Source organism: Alteromonas sp. 5E99-2 (assembly GCF_017368475.1).
In the GTDB taxonomy this organism is placed as follows: Bacteria; Pseudomonadota; Gammaproteobacteria; order Enterobacterales; family Alteromonadaceae; genus Alteromonas_F.
This window is the reverse complement of sequence record NZ_JAFNJE010000005.1, coordinates 74932-90058: the sequence shown is the minus strand read 5'-3', so window position 1 is coordinate 90058 and position 15127 is coordinate 74932. Positions and strand designations below refer to the sequence as shown.

Sequence of the window (15127 nt, the reverse complement as noted above, 5' to 3'; positions counted from 1 at the left end):
GCATGATATTAATAAGAAAAATCATTTTTAAAAATATCTCGCGTTTTTGTTGCACAGATAAAGCGCTAAACCGAAACCTGATGTGCTGTTTTGAAGCATGAGCAGTCTATAATTAGACTCTTCCATATAAGTTTATCGTTAATGACAACACAAGGATTAAAAGTCCTACCAATGAAACTTTGCATAGTTTAATAGCCATTCCCAAAACTTATAAAGAGATTTACGGCTATTCCATTATGCCTAACATCGCAATTTCGTATTTCATTCCACATAAAAAAACGATAACCTAATCTTAATAAGGTTAAAAAACACACAGATATGTGATTTTATAAAAACCTCATGTTATCTTAATTTTCAAGGAATCACTGTTATGGATAAAACATCTTTTAATAAAATCCCCTATGTAATAACACCATTATCAAATTCCACTAAAAGTAATGAATTTTTAGGTAGAGTGCGTTTTAGAGAGAAACTTAAAGCAACAATTACTCAAACACTGAATAGCAAAGATAGTCGAGGAGCTTGTTATCTAGTTGGTGGTTATCGAGGTGTTGGAAAAACCCGCTTAATTGACACGGTTTTAGATGACCTACTCAAAAACCCTGGTGAATCAAAAGTAAAGGGGCTCAATAAAATCAAAATAGATTTAGGTGTTGATTCAAATTTATCATCAAGAGATATTTTACATGATATTGCTGAATCAATTTATTCAATATCCTTAAAAAAAATAAAGTTTGTTCAATATTTTTTTTTAATACTACTAACCGCATTTATAATTTCATATCTATTCATAACAAACGGTAAGATAATTAGTTTACCTCAAATAGATTTGAAAACGACGGTAATAACACCGTTATTTTTATCTATGTCATTTATTTCATACCGTATCTTACGATTTTGTTTTGTTCCCTATTTCACAGAAATTCACGAACTGCTCTGCGACATTCGGTACACGCAAGTTTGGGAGCACTCTACTAGGGTAGCTAAACCTAGTGTTAGCTCAGGGTTTTTCAACGCAATGAGTAGAAAAACTCAAGAACCAATTTCTACACGTCGAATACAACTTAGACTGCAAGATTATTTAAAAAAAGTAAGGGAAAGCCGACTACATAAAAAAAAATTCATTATTGTTTTTGATGAAGTCGATAAAATAAATCCGCGAACTCCGAGCTCTAGCACTTCTAATAACAAATCAAAAAAACAGAAAGTAGATGAACTATTAGGTGAATTAAAGGCTTTTTTGACCAATTCGTCCTGTGTAATGATTGTTGTAGCAGGTAGAGAAATCGTTGATGCTTTTTATTCCGAATCCGGCTATACCAGTGTACTTTATGAAAGTGTTTTCGATGATATTTTCTATATACCGACACTATTAACTGATTGGAGTGATGGTAATTCAAAGGATTACTCTTCTATGGTTAAGCAATATGTTAACCAATATGTAACGGGAGATAAGGATATTCCGGTTAGTAAAAAAATATACGAGGCTTTTAAAGAGAACTCCGGTTCAGCTAAAAAAATAGATGAAAATAATTTTCTTAACCACGTATTTTATCATGAAATGTTTATTAAATATCTAACCTTACACTCTTGGGGAAATTTCAAGCGACTTGAATTGATGCTTAAAGATCACACTGAAACTTACTCAGAGCACATAAAAGAGAGAGTAGAATCAATTCAATCTGAAGATTTATTCATTCCTAATGAACTAGATTGTGATAAAAAACAAAGAGTGTTGCTCTTTACACCATCAGATATTCACAGAATGTTTGTGAGCGCTAGATTATATTCGTTGTTTGAGGTTCACCAAGGGCGAGTAACATCCAAAACCGATGACAAAGCCGCTGTTTCCAGTTTTATTACCATTTTGGATTTGTTTAGATTCCATAGCAGAGGCTTTTCGAGACCAATGATCGACAGAACCGTTGCTGGTGTAGATATTCATGCCGAAACTACGCTGTCTTACCTCGCTGATGATTATTTGCATTCAACATTTTCATCGATGATACGCAGAACGTCCAACAACCTTTTCCCTTACCGTTTTTTCTTATCAACTGATATGGAATTTAGTTACTTAGCAAAACTGCTTGGTGCTAAATCATCGAGTTTCGAGTTTGCGTTAGACTCATCGGAGCCCGTTCGTGAATATTACAAGCAAGAAGCGATGAGGCACCGGCCTGATGGAAGTATCAACAGCTTTTTAGCTCAGGCTAAAACTCAATACATCCTAGGCGATATTGCCACAGCGGAACATAATTATGATGAAGCCTCTTCAAGTTATAGTAATACCGTATTTCTTTTAAAAAAGGTTTTACGTTTAGAAGACGAATCTGATTGGCGACATGCTGGGGGAATCTCATTAGAAGCACAATATTTACTTATTAGAACCTTATTAAAAAAAGGAACATTAGAAGAAGCCAGAGAAAACACACGTAAAGCGATAGCCATTTATAAAGAAGCAGAGAAGTTTTCATTATTGCTATTTGAACAGCCGTTATCTGATGGAAGTGACATTTATCAAACTAAAAATGTCGTTATTGCTCAAATATCAGAATTTTCCCCAAATTATGAAGACAACTACAACTGCGCCTATGAAGCTATTCTATCTAAATTAGCAAATGATTTTGTTGAAATAAAAGCAGGTCGTTTAGAGGTCTTAGAGCCATATGAAAAATATGCAGTTCTCAAAACGATTGGGCAGGAAACACCTCAATTGGGTAATGCTTTTTTTGAAAAATATTTATCAGCAGCATTTTACAGCGGGCACTATAGAACACTTGTATCAGAGTACTCTGAAAGTAGTCAAGATTATTTCAGTCAACTTTTAACACCAATGTTAAACAAAACACTGAGTAATAATATCACTCACAATGAAGCGAATAGCCTGTACCTTTGGGGACACGCACAATTTTCCTCAATTGCGGATGAAATTAAGTCTAGATTACAAAATACTATTAAACAAGATAGAGACATTGAGCTTTTTAAGTTGTGGAGTAATTTAGTATGTTCTGTGACGTTATGGGAGGGGAAAATCAATGGAAACCAATTTCATTCTAGTTTTGAAAATTGGACAGATGACAACAATAAAGCTCTCTGTTCTCGATTGCTTTGTAGTTTTGAATACATTTTTATGGCAGCTGACGCCAACAAAAAACAAGGTCGATATGCAGATGCAGCCCATCAATATTGTTCAATATTGCTAAATTGGATTGCTATTTTAGAAATCTTACCTTGGAAAAAAATGAAGGCATTAAATACGTCTAAATATTCTGATTTAGAACGAAACTTAAGACTGATTTGTCAAAGCTTTAAACAAAAGTCTACTTGGCTAGAAGATGTTATTGAATCAGCACAAATTTGTGTAGAGAAATCCGATAAATCCGCAAACATTCTGTTTAGACAAAATGTAGTCAGTGCCAGTAAAGAGCATCTAAAAGATGATGGTTTTCATAAAAACACATTGAAAATAAAGGATATTCTTAACACTCTAAATACAAATAATGATAATGCAAAAGGTCAATCAGTCGTTGTTTGGTGTCGCTCGAATATAAGTAATTATCTACTTATGTTTGGTATTTGGGAGCATTATTGTCGCTATTCATTTTCTCAGTGGTATTTTGATAACCTAAAACCGACACGTTCTAGTTTGAAATGTGAATTAAGCAACATTCCCGCACCTATAGGTAACCTGCCCAGAGTTCATGCTTTATACCTGTGGTTAAATGCACGTTATGCAATGCATAGTATTAACAGAAATATCTCGGATAAAATTAAGAATCGAAAAGAATTTCATTGTCTTGTAAAGTCAGCAATATCAGTTATTGAATGGTCAGTTGAAGCTCTTGATGAATTCAGAAGGGCATTTAGAAGTGAAGACCCTGATAGCTTTCCACCAAAAACGCTCATCTTGTTTAACCTTTACGAATTGTTGGAGTTGTTGAATAAAAATGAATATTTAGGAAACAATCTTTTAGACAACGTTAGAACTAAGTTAAGAAAAAAAGATGGAGAAATAACAAGATTGAAAGACCCGCTTTACGCAATGCATACAGATATGAATTATGTCGAGGCTCATTTAAATAAAAATGCCTATGACCTTGTTGAAATCGATAATGTAAAATCAATGGCATTTAGACGTAAATTAAGACATAAATACTTTTTGTACGATGATTTTGAGGATCCTTTTTATATAGCTGAATTTTCCTATTTGAGGATGCTTTCGAGTACATCTAAGCTACTAACTATTTCAAGTGAATAATAGCAAACTCATAAGCAGTTGAAACAGTATCATTTCAATTGAAGTATCTGGAGCAAAAATCTCAACCCACAGCGGCAATCCACAAGCAATGTTAAATGGCTTTGATCAAACCGTTAACTTGGATACCGTTTTTTCTTCTGGAGTGTATTACAGTAATCATAAAGACGGCTCTCAACCTGAAATTTGTATAGAAATCACAAATTATTGAAGCCTAACTCTAATATCCTCCAAAAGCCCCTTCGGATGAACATCAACCACAGACACAGTACAACATTGTTGAAACTGGCAAAATTCATTAATAGCCATTACAAAAGCCGAAATAAGCTCGTCGTGTTCAAAATGTTCGATTTCAAAATACAAAGACTTAATTTCCAAATGACCGTTTTTACGGTGGGCCTTGCAATCCATTCTTCCAACAAACTCAGCGCGATAAAGTAATGGCAATGAGAAGTAACCATACTTGCGTTTTGCTTCTGGTAAGTAACATTCAATTTGGTAATCAAATTGGAATAAAGTTTTCAGTCGTTCTCGCTGAATAACACTGTTGTCAAAGGGAGAAAGAATGTGCATTTTTTTATTCAAGCGAGGAAGCTTGCGATCTAGGGTTCCCACCTCCATGAAAAACACGTCAGAATCTGCGACTTTCACTTCCTCTAATAGCCCTGAATTTACTTTTTCAATGACTAAGGCTTTTACCTCTTCTCGAAGTTCGGCACTTCTACGTAAATAGGTAAAGCCTTTTAATGAAACAAGACCATGACAACGCAACTGCTGGTTGATTATGTGTTCTGCAAATTCTTCTGTACTAGGCATGGAGGTGTCGGTATGTGAAGGTAAAACACGTTCAGTAATGTCATAGGTTTTTTGAAACCCCTCTCGACTACTCACCATTAACTCGCCTTCCATGTAGAGTTGATCAAGGGCCTTTTTCGCAGGTTTCCAATCCCACCACCCTGTATGTTTTGCTTTGTTAATTTCTTGTTCTCGCCCCTTCTTTGTGTTTTTTTCTAAGTCTCTTGAACGCAAAGGGCCTTCTAAACGAATCTTTTCCAGTAGTTCACTCATGAGTTTTTTATCTTTGTTCTTAAACCAAGGGTGAGCTCCATTTTTAATTGCGTCTTTAAAAGGCAAAGAAAACCGAAAGTCATCAATAGGAAGAAACGCAGCTGCGTGGGACCAGTATTCAAACACCTCACCTGCCACCAGTAGCTGATTTATCATATGAGGTTTGAAACTAGGTACTCTAGAGAACAGCACATGATTATGCGCCCGTTCGACCACTGAAATAGTATCGATTTGAATATAACCCAAATGTTCAATAGCGTTACAAGCACCGGCTATACCGCGTCCAAATGCATTTGCTTGCAGTAGCCCTTGCGCTTCCAAAACAAAACGACGTAACCGCAGTAAATCTTTTGGGTGTTTGATGTTTATCATGGTTCAATAAGCTCGTTTTTGCGAAACAGCAACTAATTACAAATACTAAGCTTATACTGATTACTCAGTTACTTTTAAACTCTCTTCTATCCGTTCTTGGTAACCATTTAACGCAGTTTGCTGATTTTCTGTTAACTGACTACTAGATAATATATCAATACAGCTTTCAAATTCTTCACGCTCTTCGTCAGTCAACCCTGACTCTTCAGCTATTATTGCCAGTACTTTTAATAAACTAATAGAAATATTGGCGTTAGATGGAGACAGTTGCGACGCTTGGCGTAACAGGTTGTATGCAGGTTTGTACCGTCTGTTTTTGTAGTGGACTGATGCCATTTCACCCAGCTCTTTCGGGTTATAGCGAATATCTTGACGTTCTTTAGATTCTTGTTCCAAATATTCTGTCAGTACTTTCCCTGTGAAAGAATCATTATCGACATATTCTTTCATGTTATCGAGTAACTGCATCGACTGTTCCCACATTCCTACTTCATGAAATGCTTTGACTTTGTCTAGGTTGTCTTCAAAGTTAGTTAACATTTGCGCTTTTAAATGAATTTGCATTGCTTTTTCAGCTTGTTTTTTGTCTACACACAAATTCAACAACCTTACATTAACAATGTCGAGTTGTTCACCTAGCTCGCTAGCTGCTCCAAAGCTTTGCTTTAATCGCTCTATTTTACTTTCTATATCGGCTGTAAGCTTGTTGGCTTCACTTTCTGGAAGTGTTGCAGCCAAGTCAATCCCTGAACGTATCATGTCTAGAGTCAACTTGGGGGAATCGTGAATTGAGTTTTTAGCGTATTTGGCGATATTTTTAGTCGCTATATATTGCCCTAACCTATCATGGTTTAATCGAGCCAAATTCCAAGATTTTTTGTTTCTTTCAATACTTCTTGGCGCCAATTTTGTTGCTTCTTGAATAATTTCATACGCCAGTTTGAAATTTTCTTGTTCTAAATGGTGCTCTGCAAGTAAATCATAAATCGCAAACTTAGTATCTTCTCGCTTTAATAAACTGTCTGTTAACAACGTGGCTTCATCTATTTTATTCAATTTAAGCAGTGTTGATGCAAGTCCTACTTGGATCCAGGCGTAGTCATCCACTTGAGCTAACTTCTCATAGAATTCTTGGGCGCCTTGATACTCTTTCAAATTAAACAAGCAACGACCGATCATCCGATTAATATGAGGAAAATATAATACTAACGATTCATCTTTTAATTGACGTTCAGCGTAATAAATAGCGGTAGCGTATTCTTCTTGTTCAAAACAATACCGCAACGCATATAGCTTTTTTTCAATTAATAGAATTTGACCTATACGCTTAACAACTTTTTGCCGATCTAATGGCTTAACCCAAAAGTCGGTTGGCTCCATTTCCATTACGCAATTAACCAAGCCTTGGCTCGTATCTGCGCTAAGAAAAATCACAATAGTGGTTTTAGTAATAAACCCTTTGTGCTTCATTTCTTCAAGAATATTAAAACCATCTTTATCGCATTTCACGTCAAATGCGATAAGTATCATATCGAACGACGTTTTTTCGCATAAATTCAGCGCAGAATACGCATTATAAGCACTGTGGATATTTTTCATCCCCACATCCAGTAACGCTGCTTTCACCACTGAATGAACAAGTGCCTGCCCGTCAATGATTAAAACGTTCAATTCAGAGTTTGTTTTTTGCGCGGGTATCTTGATCAAAACTCAATCCTTTTCTACAACCCATCAGGGTATGTACCAGCCCCATTTCATCTATAAATTCACTTAAATATAGTCCAAATTTTTAGTTTTTAGTTAATAAAAAAATTTTTCGATTAAACTGATTTATAAGACTAGTCTTTAAAATAAAGCCAATGTTGATTAAAAGGCCGATTAAACTGTTGGTATGAGTCTAATTACGAGTTTAAAGGACAGTTAAATACAACGACTATAACAACTACGTCTAGAAAACGCAGAAAAATAATAGAAATGGAATGAATTACATTTCTTATAATAAGTAATTAAATTATTTCTAAAATATCGTTTAATGGCCTTCTTATCTTTTGTGACCAGTTTTCTGCTTTTGCATAACCAACGGCCAATAGCATTACGGGGATATCATCCTCAGCCAGTTCAAGTTCAGTTTTAATTTTATCTGCATCAAAACCAATCATGGGAGTTGAACCTAAGCCCATAGACGTCGCGGCAAGAATAAGTGTTGATGCGCCGAACGTTGCGGATCTCACTGCTTCATCTCTGCTTCTTTGAGGAAAATCAAAGTAAAGATTCTTTGCTGCATCAGTCCAACTACTAATAATATCATCAGGCAAAATTCCTGCCTTAACAGAAGGCGTTAGTCGCTCATCTACTGCTTGGTAGTCAGGAAGGACACCACACACTATGAAAATCACACTAGCATCAGTCACTTTATCTTGATTCCATGCAAATTTTCTTAATTTCATTTTCGCATGTGAGCTCTGTACAGCAATAAACTTCCAATTTTGTAAGTTAAAAGCAGTTGGAGCGCTCGTTGCTGCATCAACAAGTTCATTGATTTTACTTACACTTAGCTCTTTATCTGGCTGATAAAAATGAGTAGTGCTTCTTTCTTTTATCATCTGAATAGTGTCATTTAACATATGTTACATCTCCGCATTGGGTTACTGATTGCCGACAATGAAAATTCTTAATTTGTTGCTTTAACGTATATTCCGAGGTGCGCGTACAAGACTTAAAGCGTTTTTTTACTCACAACTAAAGCAATTACAATCAATGGAAGCAGGGATACAGGTAGTGCCTTGTCACCAAAGTTTTCTATAATTACGGCTCCCACAATACCTCCACCAGCTACTGCAATATTAAAGATGGTCACTAAAATAGATTGCGCAGCATCTGTATGTTCTTTTGCTCTCTTGGTCAGTGCTGCTTGTAATAAAACAGGCGCTCCGCCAAATGACATCCCCCAACAAAGAATTCCACCAATCAAAAACGAATTTGAATTATTGAATACCAACAGTAAACCAATGGAAAACGCAAACAATGAGAGAGTAGTCAGACCAAGGCAGCGCAAAAAACGGTCTACGAACATTCCTGTTATAAAAATACCTATTAGAGACGCCCCGCCAAATAGCAAAAGTAATACATCTATTCGAACACTAGAGTTCGTACTCGCCACAAAGGGAGAAATATAGGTATAAAGAATGTTATGAGCTAAAATCCAAGTAAATAGGACAAACAGAATTGGTCTAACACCTGGGATTAATAAGACTTTATTTAGCGAAATGTGATCTTTTTTAACTTGGCCTGAAATGTCGGGGACGATTAACCTAATCCAAACCAGCATAATAAAAGCCAACACAGATAAACCCCAAAAGACGGTTTGCCACTCAAAAACATCCCCTAACCAAGCTCCCATAGGAACTCCAATCGATAGTGCTATAGGTTGGCCTAAACCCGCAATGGCAAGAGCACGGCCTTGCAAATGAGCAGGCGCTAAACGGCGTGCATAGCCAGCCATAACCCCCCATACAACACCGGCTCCCATTCCTGCAAAAAACCGAGCCGCCAGAATCATTTCATATGACAAAACGACTACTGTTAGCATATTGAATAAAAACAAACCGCCTATTGCCATTAAAAAAAGCGGTCGCCTGTTCCAGCTCCGGGTTAACAACACGATAGGTATGACGGCAACAACTGAACCAAGCGCATAAAGCGTAACCATTTGGCCGGCCATTGATTGAGAAACATCCAATGAATGGCTAATTTGCAACAGCAATCCTGCCGGTACGTTTTCGGTCATTATCGTAAGAAACCCAACCATGGTAAATGCTAACAGCTTCCCTAAAGGGAGCTTTGACGGGGTATCAGTTTCATTTAAATATTTTTCTTTGCGCATAGGTTTCTTCATTCAATTAACCATTTTTTAACGATCATTCCATAAAAACAAACATTAAATCCTTCTACATATATTGCGAACAGATCACGGGCGCTGAAAAAACATGCTAAGTGAATCAGCACATCCTAGTATTAAAAAATTTGTTACGGATTTTTGTCTTTAAAAATTACTGACAAAATATTATCGATAAGAGATAACAAATCAGCGGTATCTTCAGAGGTACTTATTTTCGCCATAACTCTAAGCCCTTGGATTGAAGACAGAATATATAACGATATTTGAATAATGTTTAATTTTGAGTCAATCTCACCATTTTCTTGACCTCGCAAAAGCGCATGGTATATGCCTTGCTTTAAAATGCGTAAGTTTGTTCTAACCAGCTCATTTATTTCACTATTTTGGCCTGAAAACTCAACTGCCGTATTCGTTACTAAACAACCTCGTTTAGGACTAACCTCTATTTCTGAAAGTGCTATTTCATGCAGTAAATCGTATAAACACTTTTTAACAGGCAGTTTTTGATTAAGTTTTTCTGCACAAGCTCTGGAATGATTTTTATATCGAGTTAACGCAAGTTTAAACAGTTTCTCTTTGCTGCCATAAGCGCCGTACAAACTCCCTCTTCCAAGTTTAGTTGCTTCAACCAAATCTTGAGCGGACGTTTGCTCATAACCTGATTTCCAAAATGTATCCATTATGGAATCAAGTACTCTATCTTCATTGAATTCACGAGGGCGCGACAATTTTTTACTTCCACGTTAAATTATGGAACAATCATACCATAATTAAATACAAAGAAAATTATTTTATTTTCATCTCAAAAACATCGGCGGTAATACGTAAATAAAACGCTGTGCTGACAGGCTCATCTAATTTTTTTAAATAACCCCCTTGAAAAAGACATATTCAATCCTACATCTATTATATCGACGCTAGAGCATTAGGTCGACATAACCGCCGCCGTTTATCGGGGCACACAATTTACATATTGCTTAATTTAAATAGGATATGACTATGAGAACTATCGACTTATCTCCACTTTACCGTTCATTTATTGGTTCTGACCACCTTGCATCTATGATTGATGCTGCCGCTCGTAATGAAAAACAAAGCAGCTACCCTCCCTACAACATAGAGCTTCTTGGTGAAGACAAATACCGTATTACCATGGCCATTGCAGGTTTTGGGCAAAATGACGTGGATATTGAAGTACAAGAAAATACGCTAAAAGTCACTGGCAAAAGAAAAAGTCCAGAAGGCAAAGAAAAAACCTTTTTACATAAAGGGATCTCTGAGAAAAACTTCGAGCGTAAATTTCAGTTAGGCGACCATGTTAAAGTGCTTAACGCTGACATGGAAAATGGCTTGCTCAATATCGATTTAGAGCGTGTTATTCCCGAAGCCATGAAGCCGAGAAAAATTGAAATTGGCAGTAAGCTCATTGAAAATCCCTGATACTTTCAAATAAACTCATTCACAAAAAAAGCTGCACATGTGCAGCTTTTTTGTTTGTTATTCAGATTCAGACCAAACTGCGAACTCATTGCATCTTGTCAGCTTCCTCAATTTCGCCACAATTGGCCTTTAAATTGCCTTTGTTTTTTCGCTGGTGCGCCAGAAACCTTGTGTTTAATGACTATCACAATAGGTCAATAACACGATGGAAAACACAATGACCAACACATTACGGCTATTAATCGGCGCTTGCCTTATCAGTTCAGTTCTAGCATTTCACTATATCAAACCACTTTTTGCACATAACACTAGCGAAGCCTCGTCGCTAAAATTCAATGTGTCATATGAGTCTAATTCGGTTAACGCTCCTCTTGTTAGGGTGAAGGATTATCACTTTGTTGAACAAGGCAGTTTTTTTATTGAACAAGAAGGCGAGCTTAATTACACCATGTCGCCTTTACTGCACTCTCATGCTGACATCAGTATTACAGGCCTCATTGCCCGAGTGAAATTAACTCAATATTTTTCTAACCAAAGTGAGCACCTAGTTAACGGAACCTATGTATTTCCTTTACCCGAAAATGCCGCGGTTGATCACCTAACAATGAAAATTGGTGAGCGAGAGATAATAGGTAAAATCCTTGCCAAAAACCAAGCCAAAGCCGTGTTTGATAACGCCAAGAAACAAGGTAACAAAGCAAGCTTATTGGTGCAAAACCGACCGAACATATTCACCAATTCTGTTGCGAACATTGGGCCGAAAGACCACATAGAAGTAACGATCGAATATCAACAAAGTGTGCGTTTTAATGAAGGAACTTTTAGCCTGCGCTTTCCTAATACCATTACTCCTAGGTACTTTCCTAAACACAGTAATGAAAACACACCTTCAGAAATTGGTGTACAAGGCTGGGCTGCCTCTCAAAAAATTTCGGCTAACCATTCAGCTAACCATAATGTGACTATGAATATTACATTGTCGCCGGGGTTTGAAATAGGAGAGATATCCAGCGATATTCACCCCATTATAAAGACAAAAAAAGACAATAGTACTTACACCATTTCGCTAAAAAACAAAACCACCACCAACGACGATTTTGTTCTAAATTGGATGGCGAAAGCGGGTTCTAGTCCCACCGCAGCTCATTTTTCTCAGCGCACAGAACAGGGGCAATACGGTGCAATTATGTTAATGCCTCCGTCAGATGAAGACATCGATTCCCACTTATCCAAAGAAGTTATTTACGTTATAGACACCTCTGGTTCAATGGAAGGACCATCAATGACCCAAGCCAAACAAGCCTTATCGTTTGCGGTGAATCAATTATCCCCTTCAGATATATTCAATATCATTCAATTCGACTCTAAATCAGAAACAATGTGGACACAATCACAACAGGCCAGCGCTCAAACAAAGCGGCAAGCGACTCAATATATTAGTAGATTACGGGCTGATGGAGGAACGGAAATACTTCCCGCAATGAAACTCGCACTTGAAAACCAATACGAAACTGAAAACCGTATTCGTCAAGTCATCTTTATTACTGATGGCGCCATAGGCAATGAAACCGAACTCTTTTCCTATATTAAAAATAACCTCTCGGATAGCCGCTTGTTCACCATTGGTATTGGCTCAGCACCTAACAGCTACTTTATGACAGAAGCTGCATTACTAGGTAAAGGCACCTACACCTATATTGGCTCTACAATGCAAGTTCGAGAAAAAATGCAGGCATTGTTAACTAAGCTCAGTCAACCAGTGCTAGCGAACATCAGTATTGATGTTCCTTCTGGTGTCGAGTTTTATCCAACAAACTTACCTGATTTGTACAAGGGGGAGCCTATTATGCTGAGTTATTTTTCCACTACCCCTATGGACAAAATTACTGTGCGAGGAAACAGGCAAAATTCGCCTTGGAAGCAAGCCCTTTCACTGCAAAAAAGCGCTGAGCAAACAGGCTTAAATGTGCTTTGGGCTCGACGAAAAATAGCCCAATTAGAAAGAGATAAAAAAGCGGGTAAAAATAGTGAAGAGATTAACTCAGAGATTCAACGTGTCGCACTTGCTAACCATGTAGTGAGTAGTATGACAAGCTTGGTCGCCGTTGATACTCAGGTATCGAATAGCGCTCAAAAAAACAAGCAAGGTACTTTGCCGCAAACTGCTACGCCTGCAGCCCTACAATTGACCATATCCTTACTCTTTCTATTAGTTGGTTGTGGAACCTTAACTTTGAAAAGAAGAGGTGAACTATGTCCCACATAAGGTTAATCCTAGTCGTTAGCTGTTTTAGTCTCAGTTCGGTATTTGCTTTGTCTGGCAGTTACATTTATGTAAAAGCACAAGTCGCACAATACCTTATTCAATGGGCATGGCAAAAAACTAAAATAGAACACATTCGCCAGCCGCCTTGGTCATGGGCAGACACCTATCCTGTAGCCAAAATAACCATTGGCGAACAACCTTTATACATTTTATCAGGCTCAACGGGGAGGACATTAGCATTTGGACCGGGACATATGAGCAGTACAGTGTTACCCGGCGAAGTGGGAAATTCAGTGATATCTGGTCACAGAGACACCCACTTCGCTATACTTGAGAATATAGAAGTGGGCGACGAAATACGTATAGAGTCAGAATTTACTCAAACAAAATTTGAAGTAACGGATATATTAGTTGTTCATCAAAGCACCATGGCAGTTACCAAGAATAGTGCCGACAAAATGCTAACCCTTATAACCTGCTATCCGTTCAACAGTTTAAAGCTCAATCCTGAGATGCGTTTTATAGTACAAGCAAAAGAGCGTGCTTAGCTGTCTAAGTTTGTCACTCGGGTTAATTGAGTTTTCAGCATTTCAGCACTGACATAACCCTGATTAACAGAATAATTATTCCCCATTACTAGCATAACTGAAGGAAAACCACTGAATTTAAGGGTGTTTCCGTTTTTATCTTTTAAATCGTCAAAAACGAATTTTGAAAATGCAAAATTAATGGTTTCTTTTACAGGGATAAAGGACTCATTTAATAACTTAGCAAGTTCAGGATCAGAAAACTCGTCTTCTTCCATTTTTGCACAAGTGCCACAAAAACGCATTTTTGCAAAAACGAATATGGGTTTATCCGAATTTAACGCACGGGCTTCCTCATAGCTAAGCCAGTTCACTTCATCCGCTGCTGCTAACCCCGAGAATGCCAGCATTAAAATCAAAAAAATATGTTTCATTATATAAGCTCCTTATCCACACAAAATAAAAGACCTATTAATGAAACATAAAATTTCATACTTTAGTGAGATTTAACCTTTTTTATAATGAATGTATGTAGAAAAGGTCAACTCGCCAACGTTAAGATATTTTCTTTTGCCAAAATACCGCATGACCTGCACTTGGATCGAGTTCGTAACCTGCAAAGCCAAACTTTAAATACGCAGATTTAGCCACGTCATTATTACTCAGAACTTCTAACGTCACTTTGCAGCAATCTCGTTCTTTTGCAATATCTTCCACTTTTTGTAGTAGTTTTTGACTTAACCCCAACCCTCTAAATTTACCTAACACGCATAAATCGTGAATATTAATAAGGGGTTTACACATAAACGTTGAAAAACCTTCTAAACAATTTGCCAGTCCTGCTGGTTCATTGTCTACAAACACAAGTACACTGAACGCATGAGAGCGCTTTTGTAATTCAGATACCAGTGAATCATACACATGAGGCTCTAAAGCTTCTGAGCCTCCCATAGGATCTTTTGCATATTCGTTAAGTAAATAAGGAATAGCCTGACTATGGGTTTCATTGCTGTAATCAGCATTAACAACAGTAATATTCAATTTAATGGGTCCATTCTTTGTCTAACAGTGTAGCCACACCGTTTTCTAATTTCACTTCAGTGCGGGTTTCAATACCCTGCTCATTGACAGAATAAAATTGAAATACGCCCTAACTTATTTCATTATTTTTAGGTTAAATGGATATTGCCAAAGTTCACCATTGTTCGCTTTTATTGCTGCAATAATAGCAAATGCTATATTCATTACAGCAAGCACGACAAAACCAATAAAACCGATTAAAACGAACATTAGAATAACAA

General features: G+C 37.1%; 12 protein-coding genes. 4 read left to right on the top strand and 8 right to left on the bottom strand.

Going from position 1 to position 15127, the window contains the following annotated elements:
* The first annotated feature begins 370 nt into the window (after positions 1–370).
* A complete protein-coding gene (locus J3L16_RS07200; RefSeq protein WP_207612220.1) occupies positions 371–4258 on the top strand; it encodes an ATP-binding protein in 3888 nt (1295 codons plus the stop codon).
* A 201-nt stretch (positions 4259–4459) separates the two neighbouring features.
* Here the strand turns inward: J3L16_RS07200 and J3L16_RS07195 are convergent, their stop codons facing one another.
* From J3L16_RS07195 to J3L16_RS07175, 5 genes are all read right to left on the bottom strand, one after another.
* Complete coding sequence (locus J3L16_RS07195) at positions 4460–5695, bottom strand: crosslink repair DNA glycosylase YcaQ family protein (protein WP_207612219.1); 1236 nt, start codon at positions 5693–5695, stop codon at positions 4460–4462.
* Between the two features lie 60 nt (positions 5696–5755).
* Positions 5756–7402: a response regulator gene (locus J3L16_RS07190; protein WP_207612218.1), complete on the bottom strand. Its 1647-nt coding sequence runs from the start codon at positions 7400–7402 to the stop codon at positions 5756–5758.
* A gap of 299 nt (positions 7403–7701) precedes the next feature.
* Positions 7702–8319: a nitroreductase family protein gene (locus tag J3L16_RS07185; RefSeq protein WP_207612217.1), complete on the bottom strand. Its 618-nt coding sequence runs from the start codon at positions 8317–8319 to the stop codon at positions 7702–7704.
* Between the two features lie 92 nt (positions 8320–8411).
* Entirely contained in the window at positions 8412–9590 is a 1179-nt protein-coding gene (locus J3L16_RS07180; RefSeq protein ID WP_207612216.1) for an MFS transporter, read from the bottom strand.
* Between the two features lie 131 nt (positions 9591–9721).
* Complete coding sequence (locus J3L16_RS07175; RefSeq protein WP_207612215.1) at positions 9722–10321, bottom strand: TetR/AcrR family transcriptional regulator; 600 nt, start codon at positions 10319–10321, stop codon at positions 9722–9724.
* A 271-nt stretch (positions 10322–10592) separates the two neighbouring features.
* Between J3L16_RS07175 and J3L16_RS07170 the strand changes: the two genes are divergently transcribed.
* The 3 genes from J3L16_RS07170 to J3L16_RS07160 all read left to right on the top strand — a co-directional run bounded on the left by J3L16_RS07170 (position 10593) and on the right by J3L16_RS07160 (position 13847).
* Entirely contained in the window at positions 10593–11033 is a 441-nt protein-coding gene (locus J3L16_RS07170; protein ID WP_207612214.1) for an Hsp20 family protein, read from the top strand.
* 217 nt (positions 11034–11250) lie between these two features.
* Positions 11251–13299, top strand: a complete 2049-nt coding sequence (locus J3L16_RS07165; RefSeq protein ID WP_207612213.1) for a marine proteobacterial sortase target protein — start codon at positions 11251–11253, stop codon at positions 13297–13299.
* On the top strand, positions 13287–13847 hold the full coding sequence (locus J3L16_RS07160; RefSeq protein WP_207612212.1) for a class GN sortase: 561 nt from the start codon (positions 13287–13289) through the stop codon (positions 13845–13847). Before J3L16_RS07165 ends, J3L16_RS07160 begins: the two co-directional genes overlap by 13 nt.
* Here J3L16_RS07160 and J3L16_RS07155 read toward each other — a convergent pair.
* The 3 genes from J3L16_RS07155 to J3L16_RS07145 form a co-directional block, all read right to left on the bottom strand.
* Positions 13844–14260, bottom strand: coding sequence for a DUF255 domain-containing protein (locus tag J3L16_RS07155; protein ID WP_207612211.1), 417 nt, complete (start codon positions 14258–14260; stop codon positions 13844–13846). The two genes, J3L16_RS07160 and J3L16_RS07155, sit on opposite strands and share 4 nt — an antisense overlap.
* A 121-nt stretch (positions 14261–14381) precedes the next feature.
* Entirely contained in the window at positions 14382–14867 is a 486-nt protein-coding gene (locus J3L16_RS07150) for a GNAT family N-acetyltransferase (RefSeq protein WP_207612210.1), read from the bottom strand.
* A gap of 114 nt (positions 14868–14981) precedes the next feature.
* Positions 14982–15116 (bottom strand): DUF4870 domain-containing protein, encoded by a 135-nt coding sequence (locus J3L16_RS07145; RefSeq protein ID WP_242698724.1) that lies wholly within the window; start codon positions 15114–15116, stop codon positions 14982–14984.
* Between the last annotated feature and the right edge of the window lie 11 nt (positions 15117–15127).